Below are 21,873 nucleotides of genomic sequence, written 5' to 3'. Positions count from 1 at the left end.
ATGCGACAGAATGGTCCGCGTGAGCGACCTGATCGACACCACCGAGATGTACCTCCGGACCATCTACGAGCTGGTCGAGGAGGGCATCGTCCCGTTGCGTGCGCGGATCGCCGAGCGGCTGCACCAGAGCGGCCCGACCGTCTCGCAGACCGTGGCCCGGATGGAGCGCGACGGGCTGCTGACCGTCGAGGGCGACCGGCACCTCCAGCTGACCGACGAGGGCATGCGGCTCGCGACCCGGGTGATGCGCAAGCACCGCCTCGCCGAGCGGCTGCTGATCGACGTGATCGGGCTCGAGTGGGAGCTCGTGCACGAGGAGGCCTGCCGCTGGGAGCACGTGATGTCCGAGACCGTGGAGCGGCGGCTGCTCAAGCTGCTCGACCACCCGACGGAGTCGCCGTACGGCAACCCGATCCCGGGCCTCGACGAGCTCGGTGAGCTCGAGGTCGGCGAGAGCTTCATGGAGGGCGTGGAGCCGCTGTCGCGGGCGGCCAGCCCGACGGAGGGGCGGGTGCTGGTGCGCCGCATCTCCGAGGAGATGCAGAAGGACGAGATCCTGATGAGTGCGATGCGCCGGGTCGGCGCGCTGCCGGACAAGACCGTCACGGTCGTGACGACCGAGGCCGGGGTGCTCGTCGGCTCCGGTGGCGAGACCGCGGAGATCGTCCCCGAGGCCGCAGACCACATCTTCGTACGCCGCCTCTGAGGCGCTCGTCACCTCGGAGCCGTCTCCGGTTCATCCCGCCGCCACCAGCAGGGCGCAGTGTGGGGCAGATCACGTCTCGTCAGCGGTTTGTGGACGAGAATTGTCCGACTTGTGGGTTACCCGTGGGTCGCCAAAGGATAGTTTTCCGATCGGCGCGGCATGGATGCGGCGACACGGGGGCCTGCCATGCTGGGCAGTGGGAAGGTCATGATGGAGATCGTTGTACTTGACTCGACGGTGAGTGTGCGCGGGGAGCGCACCCTCGTGATCGGTCATTCCCTGACGCAGCTGACCCGCGGCCTCGAGCCGCGGGAGTCCGTCGTGCTCGAGACCGCCTCAGGTGACTTCTACGCCGCCCAGGTCGGTGGCATCGAGTTCGAGATCGACGACACCATCTACACCCTGACCGTCGGTGCCCGCCTCCCCGAGGACCTCGCGGTCGAGCGGGTCGAGGGACTCGACCCGGAGGTGCACGACCTGTCGCTGCACGAGCTGGTGGACCTCCTCGGCCAGCTGCGCGGCCGCGCCTCCTGATCCTCAGCCGGCGAGCGTCGTCAGGAACTCGCTGCACCCGGCATCGATCCGGTACGCCGCCAACGGGTCGCCCCGCGTCTCTCCCCGGTTGACGATCACGACCGGAGTCCCGGACTTCGCGGCGCGGCGTACGAACCGCAGCCCCGACATCACGGTCAGGCTGGAACCCGCCACGAGCAGCGCGCCGTCGACGTCCACCAGGGCGTCGACCGCCTCGTAGCACCGGGCGACCCGGGGCGCGGGGACGTTCTCGCCGAAGAACACGACGTCGGGCTTGAGCACGCCGTCGCACTCCGGGCACGCCGGCACGACGAAGTCGGCGGTCTCCTGGAGGTCGACGTCGCCGTCCGGGCGTGAGGCCACCGCCGCGTGCTGCTCGGCGAAGCCGGGGTTGAGCTCGGCCAGCCGCCGGTGGAGCGCCGCGCGCGGGGACGTCGTACGGCAGTCCAGGCAGACGACGTCGGCGATCCGCCCGTGCAGCGCCACGAGACGGGGGGTGCCGACCTGCTCGTGCAGCCCGTCGACGTTCTGGGTGATGAGGAGCTCCGGACCCAGCCGGGCCAGCGCCTGGTGCCCCGCGTTGGGCTCCGCGCGGCGCATCCGGCCCCAGCCGAGGTGGCTGCGCGCCCAGTACCGCTGTCGCGCCGCCGGTCCCGAGACGAACTCCTGGTAGGTCATCGGCAGCCGCGTGACGGCGCCCGGTCCGCGGTAGTCCGGGATGCCCGAGTCCGTCGACACCCCGGCCCCGGTCAGCACGACCAGCGGGCGCCCGCGCAGTAACGCGAGCGCGTCCACCGCCTCCAGGGAGGACAGCGTCACCGGGCGTACCTCAGCTCCGCCCGGGCGCGTGCCTTCGCGGCCTCGATGTCGCGGTTCTTGGGCGGTGCCGTCGTGGTGAGGTCCTCGAGCAGGTGCGCGGTGATGTGCGCGATCTCGCGCACGGCCTGGTCGAAGATCGCCTGGTTGGCCTGTGACGGCTTGGTCGCGCCGCTGACCTTGCGCACGTACTGCAGTGCGGCGGCGGAGACCTCGTCGGAGGTGGCCGGCGGCTCGAAGTTGTTCAGCGGGCGGATGTTGCGGCACATGCTCCGAGCCTACGTCGCCCGGAGGCCTGTCAACATGGGTCACATGCCCGATCCTCGTGAGCTCGACCTGGTCATCTTCGGCGCCACCGGCTTCACCGGCGCGCTGACCGCCGACTACCTCGCGCGGCATGCCCCGGACGGCTTGCGCTGGGGGTTGGCCGGCCGCAACCGGGCCAAGCTCGAGGACGTTCGCCGCAGCCTCGCCGACGTGGATCCCGCGCTGGCCGAGCTCCCGCTCCTCCACGCGGACGTCGACGATCCGGACTCGCTGGCCGACGTGGCCGCCCGGGCCCGCGTCGTGATCACCACCGTCGGGCCCTACCTGGCGTACGGCGAGCCGCTGGTCGCCGCCTGTGCGGCCGCCGGCACCGACTACGTCGACCTGACCGGTGAGCCGGAGTTCGTCGACCGGATGTACCTCGCCCACCACGAGACCGCCGTCCGCACAGGCGCCCGGATCGTCCACGCCGCGGGCTTCGACTCCGTGCCGCACGACCTCGGGGTCCTCTACACGCTGCAGCAGCTCGACGTCCGTGGTCCGGTGAGCGTGCGCGGCGTCGTCCGCGCCAGTGCGACGTTCTCCGGCGGCACCTTCCACTCCGCGATGACGGCCTTCTCCCGTGTGCGCCAGACGGGCGCCGTCACGAAGCAGCGCCGTCAGGCCGAGGGCCGTCCCGAGGGCCGTCGGTCGCGGGCCGTGCAGGGCAAGCCGCACAAGGATCCGCTCCTCGGCTACTGGCTGCTCCCGCTGCCGACGATCGACCCGCTCGTGGTCGCGCGCAGCGGCGCGGCGCTCGCGTCGTACGGCCCGGACTTCCGCTACTCCCACTACGCCGGCACCAAGACGCTGCGGTACGCCGCCGGCGGTGCCGCGGCCGCGGCCGCCATGTTCCTGACGGCGCAGGTGCCGCCGCTGCGCCGCCTGGCCCTCGACCGGGTCAAGCAGGGCGACGGCCCCGACGAGGCTCGCCGGGCGAAGTCGTGGTTCCAGGTCGACTTCGTCGCCGAGGGCGACGACCGCACGCTGCACACCCGGGTCTCGGGCGGCGACCCCGGCTACGACGAGACCGCGAAGATGCTGGCCGAGGCCGCCCTGTGCCTGGCCCTCGACGACAACCCCCAGACGGCCGGCCAGGTCACCACCGCCCAGGCGATGGGGGACGCATTGCTCGCCCGGCTGCAGGCAGCCGGCATGCGGTTCGAGGTCGTGCTGGGCTAGCCGTGATGCCCAGCTAGCTCGGCCTAGTGGCGTCGGGTGAAGGTGATCTTGCCGTTGGGTTGCTTCGCCATGGCGTAGGCCGGGTCGTGGGCTCGGGCGTGATCTCTTGGGCAGAGCAGTCCGCTGTGGTGGAGGTCGGAGTCGGCGCCGAGGACGACGACGATGACCGAGCTGACGGCTCGGTGGTTGAGGTGCGAGGGCCGCCAGGCCCGAGCCTCGAAACCACCCGGCCAGACAGGATCAGGGCGGCGCTACCCGCGTAGCGGCCTGTCGGGGGCTAGCCGAGCGGACCCGCAGGCCACGCCTGTTGCCACTTCTTCGCTGCGGGGGTTTCGAGGCTCGGCGCTGGCGCGCCTCGCACCTCAACCACCGGGACCCACCGCTCGGCGCTGGCGCGCCTCGCACCTCAACCACCGGGCTCTCAGCCAGCTCCGGGGCGGAGTCGGGGAGGATCGGGCCATGCTGGAGGAGACGGTCGGGATCGTGGGAGGTGGGATCGTCGGGTTGGCGATCGGCCGCGAGCTCGTCCGTCGGCGTCCCGGCGTGCGGGTCGTCGTCCTGGAGCGGGAGGATCGGCTGGCGGCGCACCAGACGGGTCACAACTCGGGTGTCGTGCACGCGGGCCTCTACTACCGGCCGGGCAGCCTCAAGGCCGAGCTGTGCGCCCGCGGCCGCGCGCTGATGCGGGACTACTGCGTCGAGCACGCGCTGCCGTACGTCGAGTGCGGCAAGCTGGTCGTCGCGGTCGACCCAGGTGAGCTGGGGCGCTTCGATGCGCTGGAGCGGACCGCCCGCGACAACGGCGTCCCCGGGCTGCGCCGCGTCGACGGAGCCGGGATCACCGAGCTCGAGCCGTACGCCGTCGGCCTGGCCGCCCTGCACTCGCCGCACACTGCGATCACCGACTACGTCGCGGTGGCGCAGCGGCTCGGGGCGGAGATCGAGGAGGCCGGCGGACGCATCCTGCTCTCGACCGAGGTCACCGGCGTCGAGCGGTCCGGGGGCCGGATCCAGGTCGTCGCCGGCTCCGGCCGCCAGGTCGTCGACCGGCTGGTGGTCTGCGGGGGCCTGCAGTCGGACCGCCTCGGACGGCTCGTCGGCGGCAGCCCGTCACCACGGATCGTGCCGTTCCGCGGCGAGTACCTCGCGGTCGTCCCCGCCAAGCAGGAGCTGGTCCGGGGGATGGTCTACCCGGTGCCCGACCCGCGCTACCCCTTCCTCGGCGTCCACTTCACACGCCGGGTGGACGGCGGGCTCGAGGTCGGTCCCAACGCCTTCCTCGCCCTCAGTCGGCAGGACTACGGGCGGCTGTCCGTCTCGCCGCGCGACCTGGCCGACACCCTGACGTGGCCGGGGTTCTGGCGCTTCGCCGGGCAGCACTGGCGCACCGGCCTCTCCGAGGTCCAGGGCGTGCTGTCGACGCGCGCGTACCTGAGGGCGGCCACCCGCTACGTGCCCGCGATCGGCGTCACCGACGTCACCCGCAACCGGCTTGGGCTGCGCGCCCAGGCCGTGGAGCGCGACGGCTCGCTGGTCGACGACTTCGTGATCCAGCAGGAGGACGGGATCACCAGCGTGCGCAACGCGCCGTCGCCCGCGGCGACCTCCAGCCTGGCGATCGCGGCGTACGTCGTGGACCGGATGGATCCACCTCGACGATGAAGCTGGCGTGCGCCTCGTGGCAGCACTGTCGAACTTTGAACTGATCCAAGGGGAGATCCCTCATGGTAGGGAGAAGCTAGCCGTCTCAACGACGTCCCGGCAGAGGCGAGCGGCGGCGACCGAGGCCCTACACGCGGACCTGGCACGGCGCTATAAGGCCGGTGAGACGGTTAAGGCGTTGGCCGCGGAGTTCGGCATGCACCGTCAAACAGTTCGTGCGGTGGTCGCTGGAGTCCGCGTGCCGGTGCGAACGAGGCAGCGACTCACAGCGGATCAGGTCGACGAGATTCAGCGGCTCTACCGAAGCGGCCTGACCACGACCGAGATCGGCGAATTTTTCGAGGTATACGCCAGCACGATTCAGCGAGCGCTCAAGCGTCGTGGCGTTGCATTGCGTCCGGCCGCTCCGCGACCGGGTGTCAAGCACTAGGAAGTCGGGGAACCTCGCCGTTCACGCGACGTGGAACCTCGCATGCCCGTGCGAGTCCCTTGCGGCCCGTCGACGGGACGCATGTCGGTGGGGCCTCCTACACTCCGGAGAGTCGGGGAAGTGGAGGTGGTTGTGCCGACGTCGATCTACCACATCACTCACGCAGACAACTTGCGGAGCATCGCGGAGCTTGGCTTACTGTGCGATAGCGAGGTCGCACTCGGCACGCCGTTCCACAGCATCGCGCACAACGAGATCAAGCAGATCCGTGCTGAGACAGAAGTCCCGTGCGAACCAGGGGGAACACTGGATGAGTACGTGCCCTTCTACTTCGCACCCAGGTCGCCCATGTTGTACACGATCAACAAGGGCAACGTTGCGAGCGTCACCGACGGGCAGAAGCAGATCGTGCACCTTGTCCTGTCGGCAGATGATCTTATGGACGAGCAAGAGTGCGTCTTCACAAACGGTCACGCGATCATGGATCTGAGTGACTTCTTCACAGATCTGACGGATCTAACTGAGCTGGACTGGGCGGCCGTCAACAGTCAGAAGTGGGGTCACTATTACGACCCCACCGACGAAACGAAGCGCAAGAAGCAGTCTGAGTTCCTGGCGAAGACCGCCGTGGCTTGGGAGCACGTTCAGAGCATCGGCGTTCCGTCGGATGCGTGCGCTGAGCGTGTGCTGGCGCTCTTGGCCGGGTGTGCGCATATCCCGCCGGTCGAGATACACAAGGACTGGTACTACTAGTGAGGACTTCATGACGATCGAGCATGGAACTGGAAACCTGCTGGCTTCGGATGCAGAGGCCCTGGTCAACACGGTCAACACCGTGGGGGTGATGGGTAAGGGCATCGCCCTGCAGTTCAAGAACGCGTATCCCGACGCCTTCAAGGCGTACGCCGCTGCTTGCAAGCGGGGCGAGGTCGAGACCGGCAAGATGTTCGTCTTCGAGACTGGTCAGCTCGGCCCGTCGGCTCGTTACATCATCAACTTCCCTACCAAGAGGCATTGGAAGGGCAAGTCCAAGCTGGAGTACATCGAAAGCGGACTTGAGGATCTCGTGCGCGTCCTCCGCGAGTACGAAATCAAGTCGGTGGCAGTGCCGCCGCTCGGATGCGGTAACGGTGGCCTTGAGTGGGCCGTGGTCGAACCTCTGATCCGCGCGGCGTTGAATCAGCTGCCGGACGTGACCGTGTACTTGCATGCCCCTGACGGTGCGCCGGCGAACGAGGACATGCTCATCGGCACGAAAGCACCTGGGATGACCGGACCGCGTGCGGCCATTCTTGCTGTGATGCGCCGGTACCTTCTGCCGGACTACCCGCTGACTGCCATCGAGACGCAGAAACTCGCGTACTTCATCCAGGCATCTGGGTACCCGATGAAATTGAACTACATCAAGGGTCAGTACGGACCGTACGCCGAGAACCTTAATCACGCGCTTCAGGCACTTGAAGGCCACTATGTACGTGGTTACGGGGACCGCAGCACTGAGATGGCTCTGCGAGTTCTCCCGGAGGCCGAGCCACGCGTCGAGGCCTACCTTCAAGAAGACGAAGCCGCGGCTAGCGCAGTCCGGAACGTCGCCGACCTAGTCCGAGGCTTCGAGACCACTTACGGGCTCGAGCTCCTAGCGACGGTTCATTGGGCCTCCGAGGATCTGAAGACGTCGGATACGGATGCGATTGTCGAGTATGTGCAGTCCTGGACTCCGCGGAAGGGTGAAATCTTCACGCCCAGGCACGTAGGCAAGGCACTTCAGCGTCTGAAGGAGGCGTCCCTCGTCGCGTAGGTGCCCTGCGCGTTCGATCTGCGACCTGCCGAAGGCAGGTCGGTCGAGGACGTCGATCACCCGGCTGAGAGTTCGACAGAGGCAGTGCTGGTCTCGAATTTGTGCCCCAGGCGAGAGTCGAACTCGCGACCTTTCGCTTAGGAGGCGGCTGCTCTATCCACTGAGCTACTGGGGCGTCGCGGTCGTACGGCGGTGCCGCCGACCGGTCGCCCACCTTAGCGGCACGGGAGGGGGCGCAGTGCGCCGGTTTGGCGCTACCGACTCGTCACAGGGACAATTCAGGTTGGCACCGTACGCTCGCGGTGCCGCCGAGCGGCTCCCGAGCCTTCGACTCCGAGGTAGATCTGTGTCCGACGCTGAACTCGACGGTACTCCGTCCGAGCCCAGCGTGGCGACCCCCGGGGGCCCCAAGCGCCGCGGCAAGGTCCGCAAGCGGCACACCGTCGGCAAGGTGCTCCTGGCGAGCATCGTCGTGCTGGCCCTGGCGACCGGCCTCAGCGTCGTCTTCCTCTACCGCCACCTCAACGGCAACCTCCAGGTCCTCGACCCGACCTCGCAGCTGTCGAACCGGCCCGAGAAGGCCGTGGTCGAGGGTCCGCGCGAGCCGCTGAACGTGCTCGTCATGGGCTCCGACAGCCGCGAAGGCGCCGGCAACAACATCGACGGCCTGACCGGTGGCGGTGAGCGGTCCGACACCACGATCCTGATGCACCTGTCGGCCGACCGGAAGCGCGCCTACGGGATCAGCGTCCCGCGCGACCTGCTCGTCGACCGGCCGGACTGCAAGAAGAAGGACGGCACCACGATCCCCGGGGCCACGCAGGTGATGTGGAACGAGGCGTTCGCGCTCGGTGGCCCGGCCTGCACGATCCAGCAGTTCGAGCAGGTGTCGGGCATCCGTCTCGACCACTTCGTCGTGGTCGACTTCGAGGGCTTCCGCGGCATGGTCGACGCCATCGGCGGCGTCGAGGTGTGCATCCCCGAGGACATCGACGACCCCGCCCACGCCATCCACATCTCCGCCGGCACCCGCAAGCTCAAGGGCAAGCAGGCGCTCAACTACGTCCGTGAGCGGTACGTCGTGGGCAACGGCTCGGACGTCGGCCGGATGAAGCGGCAGCAGGCGTTCATCGCGTCGATGGCCCACCAGGTCGTCACCGCCGGCACGCTGGCCCGCCCCGACCGGTTGGTGCGCTTCCTGGACTCGGCGACCAAGTCGCTCACCGTCGACCCGGGCCTCAAGAACGTCGTCAAGCTCGCGAAGCTCGGCGACCAGTTCAAGGGCATCGGCCTGGACAACATCCAGTTCATCACCATCCCGATCATCACCGCGCCCACCGACCCCAACCGGCTCGCCTTCCAGCAGCCCGAGGCCGACCAGGTCTGGCGCAAGGTCCGCAAGGACAAGCCGTTGACCAAGCGGCTCTCGACCGACGTCATCAGCGCCGGCGACCTGCCCGGCAAGGGCGAGTCGTCGAGCCCGTCGGCGGACCCGAGCAGCAGCCCGTCGGGCAGCCCCAGCAGCACCCCGTCGAGCAGCGCCGAGGACGAGGCCAGCAAGCAGGCGCTCGCCGACGCCGGTCTGTGCGTGTGACGCTGTCGTGGTGAGCGACGGTCGGACCGAGAGCGACTGGGAGCGACGGCGACGCCTCGCCGAGGTCTTCGGCGACGTCCTGCCGGAGACCACCAGCGACGAGCGCGACCAGCCCTCGACCGCGCGCGAGTCCGGCACCGACCAGTGGTTGCGGGAGCAGGTGCCCCCGCACCACGGTGGCTGAGCTCAGACGCTCGGGGACTGGCCGTCCGTGGCCGTCGCCCGCTTCCCCTGCTGCTCCGCGAGCAGGTCGCGGATCTCCTGCAGCAGCTTGATGTCCTCCGGCGTGCCGGGGGCCGGGCTCGGGAAGAACTTCTCCTTCGCCTTCGTGTACGGCGTCACGATGAAGAAGTACACGACCGTGGCGATCACCACGAAGGAGATCACTGCGGTCAGCCAGACGCCGACGGAGATGCCCTTGTACTCGTAGTCGGAGAAGTCCGGCGTGCCGCCGATCTTCCCGATGAGGTCCATGATCAGGCCCACGGTCGCGGTGACCACCGCGGCGAAGGCACCGGCCATGATGAAGGCGACGGCCAGCTCGACGAGGTTGCCTCGGAGGATGAAGTTCTTGAATCCGGTCATGCCCTGACGCTAGTGGGCAAACGCGATCGTGACGAAGGTCCGCACCGACGCATCCGCGATGCGGGCCACCTCGCGGGGTGCCACACCGACCACGACCAGGCGACCGGACAGGCCGGCGGCTCCGACCTCGGTGGGCGTGTCGGGCAGCGCGAGGACCGGTACGCCGACGGCGACGATCTCGGCCGCGCGACCCTGGGGGTCGGCGGAGACCAGGTCGATCCGGTCGCCCACCCGCAGCAGCCCGGCCATGCCGGCGTCGGGCAGCCGGATCGGGACGGCGACCAGTCCGGGGTAGCCGTCGATCAGCGCCGGGCCCACGAGGCGTACGTCGGTCAGCGGCTCGCCCGCCCGCAGCGGGCCGGCGAGCGTGCGACCCGCTGGGTCCCGCGCCAGCCCCTCCGGGACCGACCCGGGCGCGAACCCGACGCGGCGTACGTCGTCCGCACCGATCACCGCGCCGGCGGGGAGGTCGTGGGAGGCCACCAGCACCCGGACCGTCGCAGGCGGCGGCGCCATCGTCGCGTGCAGCCCGACGGCGACGGCGATCGCGGTCAGCAGGGCGGCGAGGAGCCGACGACGGGCGAGGACCGCGCGGCGCAGCGAGCGTCGCGTGGCGGTGAGGCGGTCACGGACAGACATCCCGTGACGGTAGGAGAGGGGCGGGGCAGCGCGCTCCGGCTCTCCACAGGCCCCGGACCGCGGTCAGTCCGAGGACGACGAGGTGGTCGTCGACGCAGCCGGCTTCGACTCGGTCTTGGCGGCGGGCGCCGCGTCCGCCTTGGTCTCGGTCTTGGTCTCGCTCTTCGGCGCCGCGCCGTCGGTGGCGGAGCTCCCCGAGCGGGAGTCGGTCCGGTAGAACCCGGAGCCCTTGAAGACGACACCGACGGCGTTGAAGACCTTGCGCAGCTTGCCCTGGCAGTTCGGGCAGACGGTCAGCGCGTCGTCGGAGAAGCTCTGGACCTGCTCGAAGGCGTGGCCGCACTCGGTGCAGGCGTACTGATAGGTGGGCACGGTTCTCCTTCGATGGCTGCGTTCGTTCGGCGGTCCGACAACTGGCACTCGACCCGGACGAGTGCCAAGGATACCCGAGGCGCCCCACGGGTCAGGAGCCGAGCCGGACCACACCCGTCGGCGTCGCCGCCCAGCCGACCGGACGGTCGTGCGGCTCGACCGGGACGGGCACCCCGACCTCGCCGTCGTAGAGCAGCACGCAGGTGAAGGTGCCGACCGGCACCCTCCCGAGTGCCCGGTCGTAGGAGCCGCCGCCGCGCCCCAGCCGGACTCCGTCGGGGGCGACCGCGAGGCCCGGGACGAGGACGACGTCGGCGGTCGCGACGGACCCGACGCCCAGCCGTGGACCGGACGGCTGCAGCATGCCGAGCCGCGATGGTTCGAGGTGCTGCGGACCCCGGTAGGCGGCCCAGTCCAGGTCTGCGTCGGGCAGCAGGACCGGGAGGATGACCCGCTTCCCGGCCGCGACCAGCGCGTCGAGGAGGACGCCCGTGCCGGGCTCGGCGCTCATCGAGACGTACGCCGCGACGGTCGCGGCCCGGCGTACGTCGGAGGTGGCCAGGAGATGCGTCGCGATGGCCTCCGCGGCGGCGACGACCTCCACCAGCGGCCGCCGGTGACGGCCGGCCAGGAGCTGGTCCCTGAAGGCGACTTTGGCAGGTGGTTGGGTGCGGCCCACGGGGGAAGCCTACGATCGTGAGCATGGGTAGTGCAGGGTTGAAGAAGGCGCGCGACAAGATGGCCGCTGCCGGCGTGGACCCGACGGCGGTCGAGACGTTCGCGCACTACTACCGGCTCCTCGAGCACGGCGAGACGGGGATGATCCCCGAGGCGTCGATCGACCCGGTGTCGATGGAGTCGCTGGCCGACGTGGAGGTCTCCGCCGCCGCCGGTGCCGACGCGATCCGGCAGACCGCGGTCATCAAGCTCAACGGCGGCCTCGGCACGTCGATGGGGATGGACCGCGCGAAGTCGCTGCTCTGCGTGCGCCGCGGGCTGAGCTTCCTCGACATCATCGCCCGGCAGGTGCTGCACCTGCGCAGCGAGTACGGCGCCCCGCTGCCGCTGATCTTCATGAACAGCTTCCGCACCTCCGGCGACACCATGGCCGCGCTCGCGCGCTACGCGGACCTCCCGGTCACCGACCTCCCGCTGGAGTTCCTGCAGAACAAGGAGCCCAAGCTCCTCGCCAAGGACCTCAGCCCCGCGACGTACCCCAGGGATCCCGACCTCGAGTGGTGCCCGCCCGGCCACGGCGACCTCTACACGGCGCTGCGCGGCACCGGGCTGCTGGACCGGCTCATCGAGGCCGGCTACCGCTACGTCTTCGTCTCCAACTCCGACAACCTCGGCGCGGTTCCGGACCCGAAGGTCGCGGGCTGGTTCGCCACGAGCGGCGCGCCGTTCGCGATCGAGGCGGTCCGTCGTACGCCCTCGGACCGCAAGGGCGGCCACTTCGCGCGCCGGCGGTCCGACGGCCGGATCGTGCTCCGCGAGACCGCCCAGACGCCGGCCGCCGACCTGGAGGCCCTGGCCGACCTGGACCGGCACCGGTTCTGCTCGACCAACAACCTGTGGTTCGACCTGGTGGCGATGCAGAACGAGCTCGACCGCCGCGACGGGATCCTCGGCCTGCCGCTGATCCGCAACGTGAAGAACCTCGACCCGGCCGACAAGAGCACGCCCGAGGTGATCCAGATCGAGACCGCGATGGGCGCGGCCGTCGAGGTCTTCGCGGGCTCGCAGCTGATCGAGGTCGGTCGCGAGCGCTTCGTGCCGGTGAAGACCACCAACGACCTGCTGGTGCTGCGCTCCGACGTCTACGCCATCGGTCAGGACTTCGTGCTCGACCAGGTCGCCGACGAGGTGCCCTTCGTCGAGCTCGACAGCCACTTCTACAAGCTGGTCGGTGACTTCGACAAGCGCTTCCCGCAGGGAGCGCCGTCGATGAAGAAGGCGAACTCGCTGCGGGTGGCCGGCGACTGGACCTTCGGCCAGGGCGTCCAGGTCGTCGGCGACGTCGACCTCGAGGCCACCTCGGCGCAGCGGGTCCCCGCCGACGCCGTGCTCAGAGCCGGCTCGGACGCCTGACGGGATGGGTGGACCCGGACCCGGGCTCCGATCGGTCGCCGACCATCGGGCGCGCATCCTCGAGACCATCGAGCCGCTGGCCGACTTCCCGCAGCCGCTGATGGAGACCCTCGGCCTCGCGGCCGCGGAGGACGTCGTCGCCGAGGTGGCGCTGCCGTCCTTCGACAACTCGGGCATGGACGGGTACGCCGTACGTGCCGAGGACGTCGAGGGCGCGACCGACGAGTCCCCGGTCCACCTGCCGGTGGTCGGTGAGATCGGTGCCGGCCAGGGCGGGCTGATGGCGCTGGCGCCCGGGACGGCCGCCAAGATCATGACCGGGGCCCCGGTCCCGACCGGCGCCGACAGCGTCGTGCCGTACGAGTGGACCGACCGCGGGGTCGCCCGGGTGCGGATCGCTCGGGCGAGCACCCCGGGCCAGCACGTGCGCCCGGCCGGCGAGGACGTCTCGGTCGGCGACATGCTGATCTCGCGCGGCACCGTCCTGGGACCGCGCCACATCGGGCTGCTCGCCTCGGTCGGGCGGGCCAGCGTGCGGTCGCGCCCGCGCCCCCGCGTCGTGGTCATCTCCACCGGCTCCGAGCTCCGCGACCCCGGCACCCCGCTGGGGCGCGACTCGATCTACGACGGCAACTCCTACCTCCTCGCCGCGGCGGCGCGCCGGGCCGGCGCGATCGCCTACCGGGTCGGCATCGTGCCCGACGAGCCGCGCGCGTTCCTCGCCGCGCTCGAGGACCAGCTGGTCCGCGCCGACATCGTGGTGACCAGCGGCGGCGTGTCGCAGGGCGACTTCGACGTGGTCAAGGAGGCGCTGCGCCCGCTGGGCACGGTGTGGTTCGGCGGGATCGCGATGCAGCCGGGCAAGCCGCAGGGCTTCGGTCACGTCGGTGACGACCGGACGCCGATCTTCACGCTGCCGGGCAACCCGGTCTCGTCGTACGTCTCCTTCGAGCAGTTCGTGCTGCCCGCGATCCGCAAGCTGATGGGGCTCACGCCGTACGCCCGGCCGACGGTCACGGCCCGGCTCACCCACGCGATCTCGTCGCCCGACGGGCGCGAGCAGCTGGTCCGGGCCGAGCACGGCGTCGACTCCGGCGGTGCGTACGCCACCCCGGTCGGTGGACACGGTTCCCACCTGATCGGCGATCTGGCATCGTCCAACGCGCTGGTCGTGGTGCCGGCGGCCGTGACCGCGGTCGCGGCCGGCGAGCAGGTCCAGGTGCTGAGGCTCGACGAGGAGTTCTGATGTCCGAACCGTCCGGACGGCTCACCCACGTTGACGAGTCGGGCGCGGCCCGGATGGTCGACGTCTCGGGCAAGGCCGTCACCACGCGCGTCGCCACGGCGTCGGGCCGGGTGCTGGTCTCGGCCGAGGTGGTGGGGCTCCTGCGAGGCGAGGGCGTGCCGAAGGGCGACGCGCTCGCCGTCGCGCGGATCGCCGGGATCATGGGCGCCAAGCAGACGCCGGCGCTGATCCCGCTGTGCCATCCGCTGGCGATCTCCGGGGTCACGGTCGACCTCACCCTCGCCGACGACCCGGCGCCGTGCGTCGAGATCAGTGCCACCGTGCGCACGAGCGACCGGACCGGCGTGGAGATGGAGGCGCTTACCGCGGTCTCCGTCGCGGCGCTCACCGTCATCGACATGGTCAAGGCGGTCGACAAGGGCGCGGTCATCACCGACGTCCGGGTTGAGACCAAGACCGGCGGCAAGTCCGGGGACTGGTCGCGATGACCGCTCTGCGGGCCGAGGTCGTCGTGGCCTCCAACCGTGCCGCCGCCGGCGTCTACGAGGACACCACCGGTCCGCTGATCGTCGACTTCCTGACCGAGCTCGGCTTCCTGGTGGAGGCACCTGTCGTCGTGCCGGACGGCGAGCCCGTCGGTGCCGCGATCGCGGCTGCCGCCGACGGTGGTGCGCGGGTCGTGCTCACCACGGGAGGCACCGGTCTCACGCCGACCGACCGGACGCCCGAGGTGACCCGGGCGCTGCTGGACTTCGAGGTGCCCGGCATCGCCGAGGCGATCCGGGCGTACGGCGTCGCCCACGACATCCCCACCGCCGTGCTCTCGCGCGGCGTGGCCGGGGTGGTGGGCAGCTGCCTGGTCGTGAACCTCCCCGGCTCGCGTGGAGGGGTCCGGGACGGGCTCGCCGTGCTGCGCCCGATCCTGGTCCACGCCGTGGAGCAGGTCGTCGGGAGCGACCATTGAGCCCGTGCGCGGGGAGCGAGCGGTGACCCGAGGGTGGCCGGTCCGCCTGCAGTCCGGCGACGTGACGGTCCGGCCGCTGACGGTGGCCGACGCGACCGCCTGGCGGGAGGCCCGGCGCCGCAACGCCGCCTGGCTCGTCCCGTGGGACGCGACCGTCCCTCCCGGGGCCGACGCGCGGCCGTCGACCTTCCGCAGCCTGGTGCGCCGGTTGCACCGACAGGCCCGCGACGGCACGACGTACCCCTTCGCGATCGAGGTGGACGGCCGCTTCGCCGGCCAGGTCACCGTCAACAACATCGTGCGGGGCTCCGCGCAGTTCGCCTCGGTCGGCTACTGGATCGACCAGCAGTACGCCGGGCGGGGGGTGATGCCCCGTGCGGTGGCGATGGTGATCGACCACTGCTTCACCGCCGCCGGGCTGCACCGGATCGAGATCGCGATCCGGCCGGAGAACTCCAACTCGCTGCGGGTGGTCGAGAAGCTCGGCCTGCGGGAGGTCGGCTACGCGCCCAAGTTCCTGCACATCGACGGCGCCTGGCGCGACCACCGCATCTATGCGATGACCGCGGAGGAGTGCCCGGAGGGGATGCTGGCCCGGCTGGAGCCCCACAAGTCACACGAGTGATTTTGCGACACACCTGTAGACATCCGAGGGTCCGTGAGGTAACCCTCATAGCCTCTCTCTCGTGGACCCCAGCGCATTGATCTTCGTCGCCCTCGCCGTGGCGTGGGCCGTCTATCTCGTCCCGATGGCGATCAAGCGCCACGACGAGGCGGAGCGGAGCCGCACGGTGGACCGCTTCTCGCACACCCTGCGGGTGCTCGCCCGCCGCGAGGTGATCGACCGCAGAACGGCCCGTCTCGTGTCGCCGGACGCCAAGCCGCAGGCTGAGACGCCGGCGCCGGCTCCGGCGCCTGCCGAGCGGACCGCCGAGAAGCCCGCTGAGAAGGCTGCTGAGCTGACGCCGGTGCAGTTGCGCGCCCGTCGTGCCGCGGCCCAGCGGGCGACCAAGCGGCGCCGCAACGTGCTGGCCGTCGTGCTGGCCGTCAACCTCGTCGTGATCGCCCTCGCCGCCTTCTCCGTCGTCTCCTGGCCGTACGTCGCCCTCCCGGTGGGCCTGCTGGTCGCCTGGCTGGTGGCCTGCCGGCTGATGGTCAAGAGCGAGCGCCGCGTGCCGGTCGCCCCGACCGCGCGGATCCCGGCCGAGTCGCCGGCCGAGGAGCAGCGGGTCGAGAAGGCCGAGCCCGAGCTCGACGAGATCGACCCGATGGTGGACACGTCGGCCGGGATCGCCGCGATCGTCGACCCGGCGATGTGGGACCCGGTGCCGGTCACGCTGCCGACGTACGTGACGAAGCCGGCCGCGACGCGGCGTACCGTCCGCACCATCGACCTGGACTCGACCGGCGTGTGGACCTCCGGTCGCACCGACGCAGACGCGGCCATCGCCCGCGAGTCCGACGAGGCCGACAAGGCCGCGCGCAAGTCGCGCCGTGACGGCGACGACCAGCAGGCGGTCGGCTCCTGACCGACCCGCGGGGCGATTCGGTGGCTCCCGAATCCGGGTGCTAACGTTTCCGACGCACTGGGGCTGTGGCGCAGTTGGTAGCGCGTCTCGTTCGCAATGAGAAGGTCAGGGGTTCGAATCCCCTCAGCTCCACCAAGACCGCTGGTCAGAGGCCGTGCCGGGATCCTGAGACAGGACCCCGGCACGGCCTCTCCGCATGTCACCGGCACCGTGGCCGCACCTCGACGGGCGAGTCACCCGGAGGAGGGTGGGGACCACCCACCCCGACCGGTCCTAGCGTCGCTGGTGGCCGGACCCCCTCCGGCTGAGGACGACGTGGAGGCACTCGATGACCGCAGCTGACGATGCAGCGATCGCACCGGGGCGGAGCGTCGGGCCGACCAGCGAGTTCAGCCTGTTCTTCCGGGTCAAGCCGGGCGAAGCAGCGCCGCTCCGGGCGGCGCTCACGAGCCTGCAGGACACCCCCGGCTACCGCCCCGGCGACTACGGGATCACGATCCAGACCATCCACGAGGCGCGGTTCGTGCTGTTCGACGACGACACGCGGCTGGCGTTCATCACCAGCTTCGACGGCCCGTGGGAGGCGTACATGGACGACTTCTTCACCTCGGGTCCGACGCTGGCGCTCTTCGACGCGGTCTTCAACCACGTCGAGGGGTACGAGGGGCTGCCGGACGTGGCGGCCGTGCGCTCGTTCGTCCTGGGCGCCGAGCAGGGCGCCGCGGCGTACGCCCGCAACTACGGCGGCACGGTCAAGGAGATCCGCAAGGCGCAACGCGTGAACGCCGCGTTCCAGGCTGTCCTCGACCATCCGCAGGCCGCCGAGGCCCTCCAGCATCCGGCGCTGCAACCCCTGCTGGACGAGGCCGCGGACTAGCGGGGGCTGGGACGCGACGCCGTGTCTGACCACATCTCCGGGCCCCGCGCCCTCTCCGACCCGATCGCGGACATCACCGACGTCTACGCGTTCCCGAGCCCGGAGGACCCGGGTCGCCTGGTGCTCGTCCTGAACACGATGCCGATGGCCAAGCCCTCGGACCTCTTCTCCGCGGGACTCCTCTACCGCTTCCGGCTGCGTCCGCTCGCTCCGGCGGCGGGGCACGCACCGGGCTGGGGGTTCGTGCCGGGGAACGAGGAGGTGGTCGTCGACTGTGTCTTCGACCCTCCGGAGCACGTCACCGACCCGACGGGCCGACCGGGCCACGCGCAGACCGGCAGCTGCACCGCAACCGGCGGGGAGTCGGTGTCCTTCCGCGTGAACGACGAGAGCGGCGGGGCGGGGCACGGGGTCCGGGTCTTCGGGGGCGTCCGGTGGGACCCGTTCATCATGGATGCCCGCGCCGCCCTGGCCACGATCGCCACCCGCAAGCTCGCCTTCAGCGAGTCCGGGTCGATCTTCCTCGACGGCAAGAACGTGCTGAGCGTCGTCGTCGAGCTCGACACCGGACTCCTGACCGGCGGCCCCCTCGTGGGTGTCGTCGCCGAGACCCTGACCCGCGGCGAGTTCAACGTCCGCATCGAGCGGGTGGGACGTCCCGAGGTGAAGAACATGATGCTCGCACCCAAGGACTTCGACCAGGTCAACCGTGACCTCGAGATCCGCGACCTGTACAACATGGAGGACGCCTTCAGCCTGGGCGACTCCTACGCCGGCGCCTTCCGCGCGAGGCTGGACGCCAACCTCGCGTTCTGGGACGGCCTCGACGGCAAGCAGGACTGGCCGGTCGACGACGGTGGCAGCCACCCGCTCACCGACCTGGTCCTGGCCGACTACCTGGTCGTCGACGTCAGCAAGCCGTACGTCGAGCAGGGGTCGTTCCTCGAGATCGAGCTCGCCGCCCGGCGCGGTGAGCCGCACGCCACCAGCGGCGGCCGGACGCTGAACGACGACGTCATGGACACGATCTTCACCCAGCTCGTCAACGCGGGTCGCGGCCCGACGATCCGCGACGGGGTCGATGCCGCCACGCGGCCCGGCACCGTCACGTTCCCCTACCTGGCGACGCCGAACCCGCACCCGCCCGAGCCCCCCGAGCACCACTGACCATGGATGCCACGACAGGCGTGAGCCTCGAGCTCGACGACATCCAGGCGGGTGCTCTCTACGAGCGCCCCTCGCCGTACGTCGGGACCTACCTGCTGCTCTGCATCCGGGATCGTCGGGACGGGCGTGAGCTGGTCCGCCGGCTGCGCCGGCTCGTCGAGCCGGCCACGGCCGTCGGTCCGGTGGGCGAGACCTCGGTGACGGTGGCGTTCACCTATCGCGGCCTCGAGGCCCTCGGCGTGCCGCAGGCGTCGCTGGACAGCTTCTCCCCGGAGTTCCGGCAGGGGATGGCGGCCCGCGCCGCGGTGCTGGGCGACACCGGTGAGAGCGGACCGGAGCGATGGGAGGAGCCCCTCGGCTCGCCCGACGTGCACGTGGCGATCGCCGTGCTCTCCCCGGACGAGACGCAGCTCGAGCAGGTCGCGGTGAGGGCGCGCGAAGCCCACGCGGAGCTCCCGGGCATCGAGCTGATCTGGCGCCAGGACTGCCACCAGCTGGCGACGGGGCGGACGTCGTTCGGGTTCAAGGACGGCATCGGCCAGCCCGCTGTGGAGGGGAGCGGCCGCCCACCGACGGACCCCCGCGAGCGGCCCCTCAAGGCGGGCGAGGTCGTCCTGGGATACCCCGACGAGACGGGTGACCTGCCCCCGATGCCGGTCCCGGACGTCCTGGGTCGCAACGGTACGTACGTCGTGTTCCGCAAGCTGCACACCAAGGTCGCCGCGTACCGGAGCTATCTGCGCGCCCGCTCGGCGACGCGTGCAGAGGAGGACCTGCTGGGCGCGAAGATGGTCGGGCGCTGGCAGAGCGGTGCGCCGCTCGCCCTCACGCCCGACGAGGACGACGGCGAGCTCGGGGGCGACCCGAGACGCAACAACGACTTCGGCTTCGGCGACGACCCCCGTGGGTTCAAGTGCCCGGTCGGTGCCCATGCCCGCAGGGCCAACCCGCGGGACGCACTGGACCACGAAGGGAGCGTCGACGTCCGGCTCCACCGGATGATCCGACGAGGCACCAGCTACGGGCCCCCGCTGCCGGAGGGCGTGACCGACGACGACGGCATCGATCGCGGCATCATCTTCGTCTTCGCAGGCGCCCACCTCAAGCGACAGTTTGAGTTCGTGAAAACGCAGTGGCTCAACGACGGCATCTTCATCGGTGCCCCGCTCGAGTCCGACCCGCTCGTCGGTCCGCGGGACGGGGTGGGGTCGTTCACGGTCCCGCAACGCCCGATCCGACGGCGGTTGCAGGACCTGCCGCCGTTCGTGGTCACCCGCGGCGGGGAGTACTGCTTCGCCCCGAGCCTGAGCGCCCTGGCCTGGCTCGCCGACCTGGACACCTGACGAACCGCCACCCAGAGAGGAAGCAGATGAGCACATCAGGCACCGACCGCTGGGCAGCACTCGACTTCGCCCCACCAGCTGCGGGGATCGAGGAGACGGAGCCTCCGGTCCTGCTGGACTACCTCTCCGAGGGCCGGGTCGCACGGATCACGCTCAACCGCCCGCACGCCGACAACGCGATCACCACCGAGATGGGCGCGCTGCTGACCGAGGTCGTCGAGGGGATCGCCGTACGGACGGCCGTGCGGGTCGTCGTCCTGACCGGGGCCGGCGACCGGGCGTTCTCCATCGGCAGCGACCTGCGGCAGCGCAAGGCCATGACCAAGGAGGACTGGCTGCGCCAGCGCCAGGCCTTCGACCGCACCCTCTACACGGTCCGCCAGCTCCGCAAGCCCATCTTCACCGCCGTCAACGGCCTCGCCTACGGCGGTGGCTGCGAGCTGGCCCAGAGCACCGACTTCATCATCGCCGCGACGAGCGCCACCTTCGGGCAGCCGGAGGCCATGCTGGGTCTGGCCGCCGGCGGCGGCTCGCCCGCCCTGCTGCCACGCCTGCTGCCACGCGGCAAGGCCCTGCAGATGCTCATGACCGGAGACCCGCTCCCCGCCGCCGAGGCGTTCCGGCTGGGCATGGTCAACGAGCTCCACCCACCGGGCGAGCTGATGGCGGCGGCCCTGGGGATCGCCGACAAGATCGCCGGCAACTCCCCGACCGCCGTCCAGTCCGTGAAGCGTGCGGTGCAGCTGGGCGAGGGGCAGCCGGTCGAGCAGGCGATCGCGATCATGATGGACGCCCACTGGCGCTCCGCGGTCCACCCCGACCGCGTCGAGGGCATTGGCGCGTTCAACGACGGTCGCGAGCCCACGTTCGTCGACTCCGACTTCTGAGCCCATGCCACGTCCATCGCGCCTAGGAGGCCGAACAGCATGACCGTTGCTGACGATCTGGAGGCGGCACGCGCCGCGCTCGTGATGATCAACCCGGCGCCGTACAACGCGGAGGCGCCGCCGGCCGCCCTGAGGGGAGACGTCACGCCCACGGAGCTGCACTACGTGCGCAGCAACTTCGCGGTCCCCGACCACGACGGCACCCTGGAGATAGCAGGCGCGGTCGGGGCGCCTCGGACCCTGACCCTCGACGACCTGCGCGCGCTGCCGGCCCACCACCACACGGTCACCCTGGAGTGCGCCGGCAACGGCCGCCTGGAGATGCGGCCACTGCCCACCGGCGAGCCCTGGGGTGACTTCGCCGTCTCCACGGCGCGGTGGACCGGCGCCCTGCTCCACGACGTCCTCGCCACGGTGCAGCCGGCGGCGGACGCGGTCGAGCTCCTCGCCCAGGGCGCCGACCACGGGCCCTACCACCTGCAGGCGATCCTTCCCGACACCGACCAGGACGACCTGACCTTCGTCCGGTCGCTCCCGATCGCGCAGGCCACCGACCCCGAGTCCGGCATCCTGATCGCCTACGAGATGAACGGTCAGCCCCTCGGGCGCGACCACGGCGCCCCGTTCAGGCTGATCGTGCCGCACTGGTACGCCGTCGCGTCGGTGAAGTGGCTGGCACGCCTCGACGTCCTGACCGAGCCGCACACCGGGGAGTTCCAGACCGGCCACTACATCTACGAGTGGCCCGACCGTCCCCACGAGCCCGTCACCCTGATGCGGGTGCGCGCCCGCATCACCGACCCCGCACCCGGGTCGACGATCGACCAGGGGACCCACACCGTCCGCGGCAAGGCGTGGTCCGGCACCGGTCCCGTCACCCGGGTCGACGTCAGCCTGACGGGGGAGGGTGACTGGCAGCCTGCGCAGCTCGAGGCGGCCTCCCCGGGCGACTTCGGGTGGCAGGAGTGGAGCTTCACCTGGGAGGGCACCGGCGTCGGCCGGCACACCCTGCGCGCCCGCGCGACCGATGCGGCCGGCAACGTCCAGCCGGACGTGCCGCCGTGGAACCGCCTCGGCTACGGCAACAACGCCATCGAGGTGATCTACGTCGACCGACGGTGAGCCGGACGGAGACGGTGGTCGCG

Annotated in this window: 25 protein-coding genes and 2 tRNA genes; 20 read left to right on the top strand and 7 right to left on the bottom strand. The window is 70.7% G+C overall.

Going from position 1 to position 21,873, the window contains the following annotated elements:
• Positions 1 to 19: 19 nt before the first annotated feature.
• Together N542_RS0106575 and N542_RS0106570 are read left to right on the top strand one after the other, a co-directional pair.
• Positions 20 to 706, top strand: coding sequence for a metal-dependent transcriptional regulator (locus tag N542_RS0106575; RefSeq protein ID WP_028643244.1), 687 nt, complete (start codon positions 20 to 22; stop codon positions 704 to 706).
• A 186-nt stretch (positions 707 to 892) separates the two neighbouring features.
• Positions 893 to 1,240, top strand: a complete 348-nt coding sequence (locus N542_RS0106570) for a hypothetical protein (protein ID WP_155992876.1) — start codon at positions 893 to 895, stop codon at positions 1,238 to 1,240.
• A 3-nt stretch (positions 1,241 to 1,243) separates the two neighbouring features.
• Here the strand turns inward: N542_RS0106570 and N542_RS0106565 are convergent, their stop codons facing one another.
• A complete protein-coding gene (locus N542_RS0106565) occupies positions 1,244 to 2,059 on the bottom strand; it encodes an NAD-dependent protein deacetylase (RefSeq protein WP_028643242.1) in 816 nt (271 codons plus the stop codon).
• Positions 2,056 to 2,325 carry a DUF2277 domain-containing protein gene (locus N542_RS0106560; protein ID WP_028643241.1) on the bottom strand — a complete coding sequence of 90 codons (270 nt, stop codon included), beginning with the start codon at positions 2,323 to 2,325 and terminating at the stop codon, positions 2,056 to 2,058. Before N542_RS0106560 ends, N542_RS0106565 begins: the two co-directional genes overlap by 4 nt.
• A gap of 43 nt (positions 2,326 to 2,368) precedes the next feature.
• On the opposite strand from N542_RS0106560, the gene N542_RS0106555 reads away from it, so the two are divergent.
• The 4 genes from N542_RS0106555 (at position 2,369) to darG (ending at position 7,434) form a co-directional block, all read left to right on the top strand.
• Complete coding sequence (locus N542_RS0106555) at positions 2,369 to 3,544, top strand: saccharopine dehydrogenase family protein (protein WP_028643240.1); 1,176 nt, start codon at positions 2,369 to 2,371, stop codon at positions 3,542 to 3,544.
• A gap of 459 nt (positions 3,545 to 4,003) precedes the next feature.
• Positions 4,004 to 5,206 carry an L-2-hydroxyglutarate oxidase gene (lhgO, locus tag N542_RS0106550; protein ID WP_028643239.1) on the top strand — a complete coding sequence of 401 codons (1,203 nt, stop codon included), beginning with the start codon at positions 4,004 to 4,006 and terminating at the stop codon, positions 5,204 to 5,206.
• 550 nt (positions 5,207 to 5,756) lie between these two features.
• On the top strand, positions 5,757 to 6,389 hold the full coding sequence (gene darT, locus N542_RS0106545; RefSeq protein WP_051551455.1) for a type II toxin-antitoxin system toxin DNA ADP-ribosyl transferase DarT: 633 nt from the start codon (positions 5,757 to 5,759) through the stop codon (positions 6,387 to 6,389).
• 10 nt (positions 6,390 to 6,399) lie between these two features.
• The gene (gene darG / locus N542_RS0106540; protein ID WP_028643237.1) at positions 6,400 to 7,434 is read left to right on the top strand and encodes a type II toxin-antitoxin system antitoxin DNA ADP-ribosyl glycohydrolase DarG; all 1,035 of its coding nucleotides are present in this window, start codon (positions 6,400 to 6,402) and stop codon (positions 7,432 to 7,434) included.
• A 102-nt stretch (positions 7,435 to 7,536) separates the two neighbouring features.
• Here the strand turns inward: darG and N542_RS0106535 are convergent.
• A tRNA-Arg gene (locus N542_RS0106535) sits at positions 7,537 to 7,609 on the bottom strand.
• A 213-nt stretch (positions 7,610 to 7,822) separates the two neighbouring features.
• On the opposite strand from N542_RS0106535, the gene N542_RS0106530 reads away from it, so the two are divergent.
• Both N542_RS0106530 and N542_RS27790 read left to right on the top strand, forming a co-directional pair.
• Positions 7,823 to 9,028 carry an LCP family protein gene (locus N542_RS0106530; protein WP_028643236.1) on the top strand — a complete coding sequence of 402 codons (1,206 nt, stop codon included), beginning with the start codon at positions 7,823 to 7,825 and terminating at the stop codon, positions 9,026 to 9,028.
• A 10-nt stretch (positions 9,029 to 9,038) separates the two neighbouring features.
• On the top strand, positions 9,039 to 9,212 hold the full coding sequence (locus N542_RS27790) for a hypothetical protein (RefSeq protein ID WP_197025913.1): 174 nt from the start codon (positions 9,039 to 9,041) through the stop codon (positions 9,210 to 9,212).
• A 2-nt stretch (positions 9,213 to 9,214) separates the two neighbouring features.
• Here N542_RS27790 and N542_RS23700 read toward each other — a convergent pair whose 3' ends face one another.
• From N542_RS23700 to N542_RS0106505, 4 genes are all read right to left on the bottom strand, one after another.
• Positions 9,215 to 9,613 (bottom strand): MscL family protein, encoded by a 399-nt coding sequence (locus N542_RS23700; RefSeq protein WP_051551454.1) that lies wholly within the window; start codon positions 9,611 to 9,613, stop codon positions 9,215 to 9,217.
• A gap of 9 nt (positions 9,614 to 9,622) precedes the next feature.
• Positions 9,623 to 10,252 (bottom strand): SAF domain-containing protein, encoded by a 630-nt coding sequence (locus N542_RS0106515; protein WP_028643235.1) that lies wholly within the window; start codon positions 10,250 to 10,252, stop codon positions 9,623 to 9,625.
• A gap of 63 nt (positions 10,253 to 10,315) precedes the next feature.
• Complete coding sequence (locus N542_RS0106510; RefSeq protein ID WP_028643234.1) at positions 10,316 to 10,624, bottom strand: FmdB family zinc ribbon protein; 309 nt, start codon at positions 10,622 to 10,624, stop codon at positions 10,316 to 10,318.
• Positions 10,625 to 10,715: 91 nt separating this feature from the next.
• Positions 10,716 to 11,303, bottom strand: coding sequence for a 5-formyltetrahydrofolate cyclo-ligase (locus tag N542_RS0106505; RefSeq protein ID WP_028643233.1), 588 nt, complete (start codon positions 11,301 to 11,303; stop codon positions 10,716 to 10,718).
• Positions 11,304 to 11,326: 23 nt separating this feature from the next.
• On the opposite strand from N542_RS0106505, the gene N542_RS0106500 reads away from it, so the two are divergent.
• The 12 genes from N542_RS0106500 (at position 11,327) to N542_RS0106445 (ending at position 21,850) form a co-directional block, all read left to right on the top strand.
• The gene (locus N542_RS0106500) at positions 11,327 to 12,715 is read left to right on the top strand and encodes a UTP--glucose-1-phosphate uridylyltransferase (protein WP_028643232.1); all 1,389 of its coding nucleotides are present in this window, start codon (positions 11,327 to 11,329) and stop codon (positions 12,713 to 12,715) included.
• Positions 12,716 to 12,719: 4 nt separating this feature from the next.
• Positions 12,720 to 13,961, top strand: coding sequence for a molybdotransferase-like divisome protein Glp (gene glp / locus N542_RS0106495; protein WP_028643231.1), 1,242 nt, complete (start codon positions 12,720 to 12,722; stop codon positions 13,959 to 13,961).
• Positions 13,961 to 14,449, top strand: coding sequence for a cyclic pyranopterin monophosphate synthase MoaC (gene moaC, locus N542_RS0106490; protein WP_028643230.1), 489 nt, complete (start codon positions 13,961 to 13,963; stop codon positions 14,447 to 14,449). The genes glp and moaC overlap by 1 nt, the downstream gene beginning before the upstream one ends.
• Entirely contained in the window at positions 14,446 to 14,925 is a 480-nt protein-coding gene (locus tag N542_RS0106485; protein ID WP_036506589.1) for a MogA/MoaB family molybdenum cofactor biosynthesis protein, read from the top strand. Before moaC ends, N542_RS0106485 begins: the two co-directional genes overlap by 4 nt.
• Positions 14,926 to 14,929: 4 nt before the next feature.
• Positions 14,930 to 15,550, top strand: coding sequence for a GNAT family N-acetyltransferase (locus tag N542_RS0106480; protein WP_231482468.1), 621 nt, complete (start codon positions 14,930 to 14,932; stop codon positions 15,548 to 15,550).
• A 61-nt stretch (positions 15,551 to 15,611) separates the two neighbouring features.
• Positions 15,612 to 16,454, top strand: coding sequence for a divisome protein SepX/GlpR (gene sepX / locus N542_RS0106475; RefSeq protein ID WP_155992874.1), 843 nt, complete (start codon positions 15,612 to 15,614; stop codon positions 16,452 to 16,454).
• A 59-nt stretch (positions 16,455 to 16,513) separates the two neighbouring features.
• Positions 16,514 to 16,589, top strand: a tRNA-Ala gene (locus tag N542_RS0106470).
• A gap of 193 nt (positions 16,590 to 16,782) precedes the next feature.
• Positions 16,783 to 17,331 (top strand): hypothetical protein, encoded by a 549-nt coding sequence (locus N542_RS23695; protein WP_051551453.1) that lies wholly within the window; start codon positions 16,783 to 16,785, stop codon positions 17,329 to 17,331.
• A gap of 21 nt (positions 17,332 to 17,352) precedes the next feature.
• The gene (locus tag N542_RS0106460; protein ID WP_028643226.1) at positions 17,353 to 18,498 is read left to right on the top strand and encodes a DUF4331 family protein; all 1,146 of its coding nucleotides are present in this window, start codon (positions 17,353 to 17,355) and stop codon (positions 18,496 to 18,498) included.
• 2 nt (positions 18,499 to 18,500) lie between these two features.
• Entirely contained in the window at positions 18,501 to 19,841 is a 1,341-nt protein-coding gene (locus N542_RS0106455; protein WP_028643225.1) for a Dyp-type peroxidase, read from the top strand.
• A gap of 26 nt (positions 19,842 to 19,867) precedes the next feature.
• Positions 19,868 to 20,728, top strand: coding sequence for an enoyl-CoA hydratase/isomerase family protein (locus tag N542_RS0106450; protein WP_051551452.1), 861 nt, complete (start codon positions 19,868 to 19,870; stop codon positions 20,726 to 20,728).
• A 39-nt stretch (positions 20,729 to 20,767) separates the two neighbouring features.
• Positions 20,768 to 21,850 (top strand): sulfite oxidase, encoded by a 1,083-nt coding sequence (locus N542_RS0106445; protein WP_051551451.1) that lies wholly within the window; start codon positions 20,768 to 20,770, stop codon positions 21,848 to 21,850.
• Positions 21,851 to 21,873: the final 23 nt, after the last annotated feature.

Source organism: Nocardioides sp. URHA0020 (assembly GCF_000620705.1).
GTDB lineage: Bacteria > Actinomycetota > Actinomycetes > Propionibacteriales > Nocardioidaceae > Nocardioides.
The sequence above is the reverse complement of the archived record's forward strand: the minus strand, read 5'-3'. Positions and strand labels throughout refer to the sequence as shown.

Coding starts and splice junctions, on each gene's coding strand:
- N542_RS0106570 (WP_155992876.1), top strand. CDS start 893: ATGCTGGGCAGTGGGAAGGTCATGATGGAGATCGTTGTACTTGACTCG.
- N542_RS0106560 (WP_028643241.1), bottom strand. CDS start 2,325: ATGTGCCGCAACATCCGCCCGCTGAACAACTTCGAGCCGCCGGCCACC.
- N542_RS0106555 (WP_028643240.1), top strand. CDS start 2,369: ATGCCCGATCCTCGTGAGCTCGACCTGGTCATCTTCGGCGCCACCGGC.
- lhgO (WP_028643239.1), top strand. CDS start 4,004: ATGCTGGAGGAGACGGTCGGGATCGTGGGAGGTGGGATCGTCGGGTTG.
- darG (WP_028643237.1), top strand. CDS start 6,400: ATGACGATCGAGCATGGAACTGGAAACCTGCTGGCTTCGGATGCAGAG.
- N542_RS23700 (WP_051551454.1), bottom strand. CDS start 9,613: ATGACCGGATTCAAGAACTTCATCCTCCGAGGCAACCTCGTCGAGCTG.
- N542_RS0106515 (WP_028643235.1), bottom strand. CDS start 10,252: ATGTCTGTCCGTGACCGCCTCACCGCCACGCGACGCTCGCTGCGCCGC.
- N542_RS0106500 (WP_028643232.1), top strand. CDS start 11,327: ATGGGTAGTGCAGGGTTGAAGAAGGCGCGCGACAAGATGGCCGCTGCC.
- glp (WP_028643231.1), top strand. CDS start 12,720: ATGGGTGGACCCGGACCCGGGCTCCGATCGGTCGCCGACCATCGGGCG.
- moaC (WP_028643230.1), top strand. CDS start 13,961: ATGTCCGAACCGTCCGGACGGCTCACCCACGTTGACGAGTCGGGCGCG.
- N542_RS0106485 (WP_036506589.1), top strand. CDS start 14,446: ATGACCGCTCTGCGGGCCGAGGTCGTCGTGGCCTCCAACCGTGCCGCC.
- N542_RS23695 (WP_051551453.1), top strand. CDS start 16,783: ATGACCGCAGCTGACGATGCAGCGATCGCACCGGGGCGGAGCGTCGGG.
- N542_RS0106455 (WP_028643225.1), top strand. CDS start 18,501: ATGGATGCCACGACAGGCGTGAGCCTCGAGCTCGACGACATCCAGGCG.
- N542_RS0106450 (WP_051551452.1), top strand. CDS start 19,868: ATGAGCACATCAGGCACCGACCGCTGGGCAGCACTCGACTTCGCCCCA.
- N542_RS0106445 (WP_051551451.1), top strand. CDS start 20,768: ATGACCGTTGCTGACGATCTGGAGGCGGCACGCGCCGCGCTCGTGATG.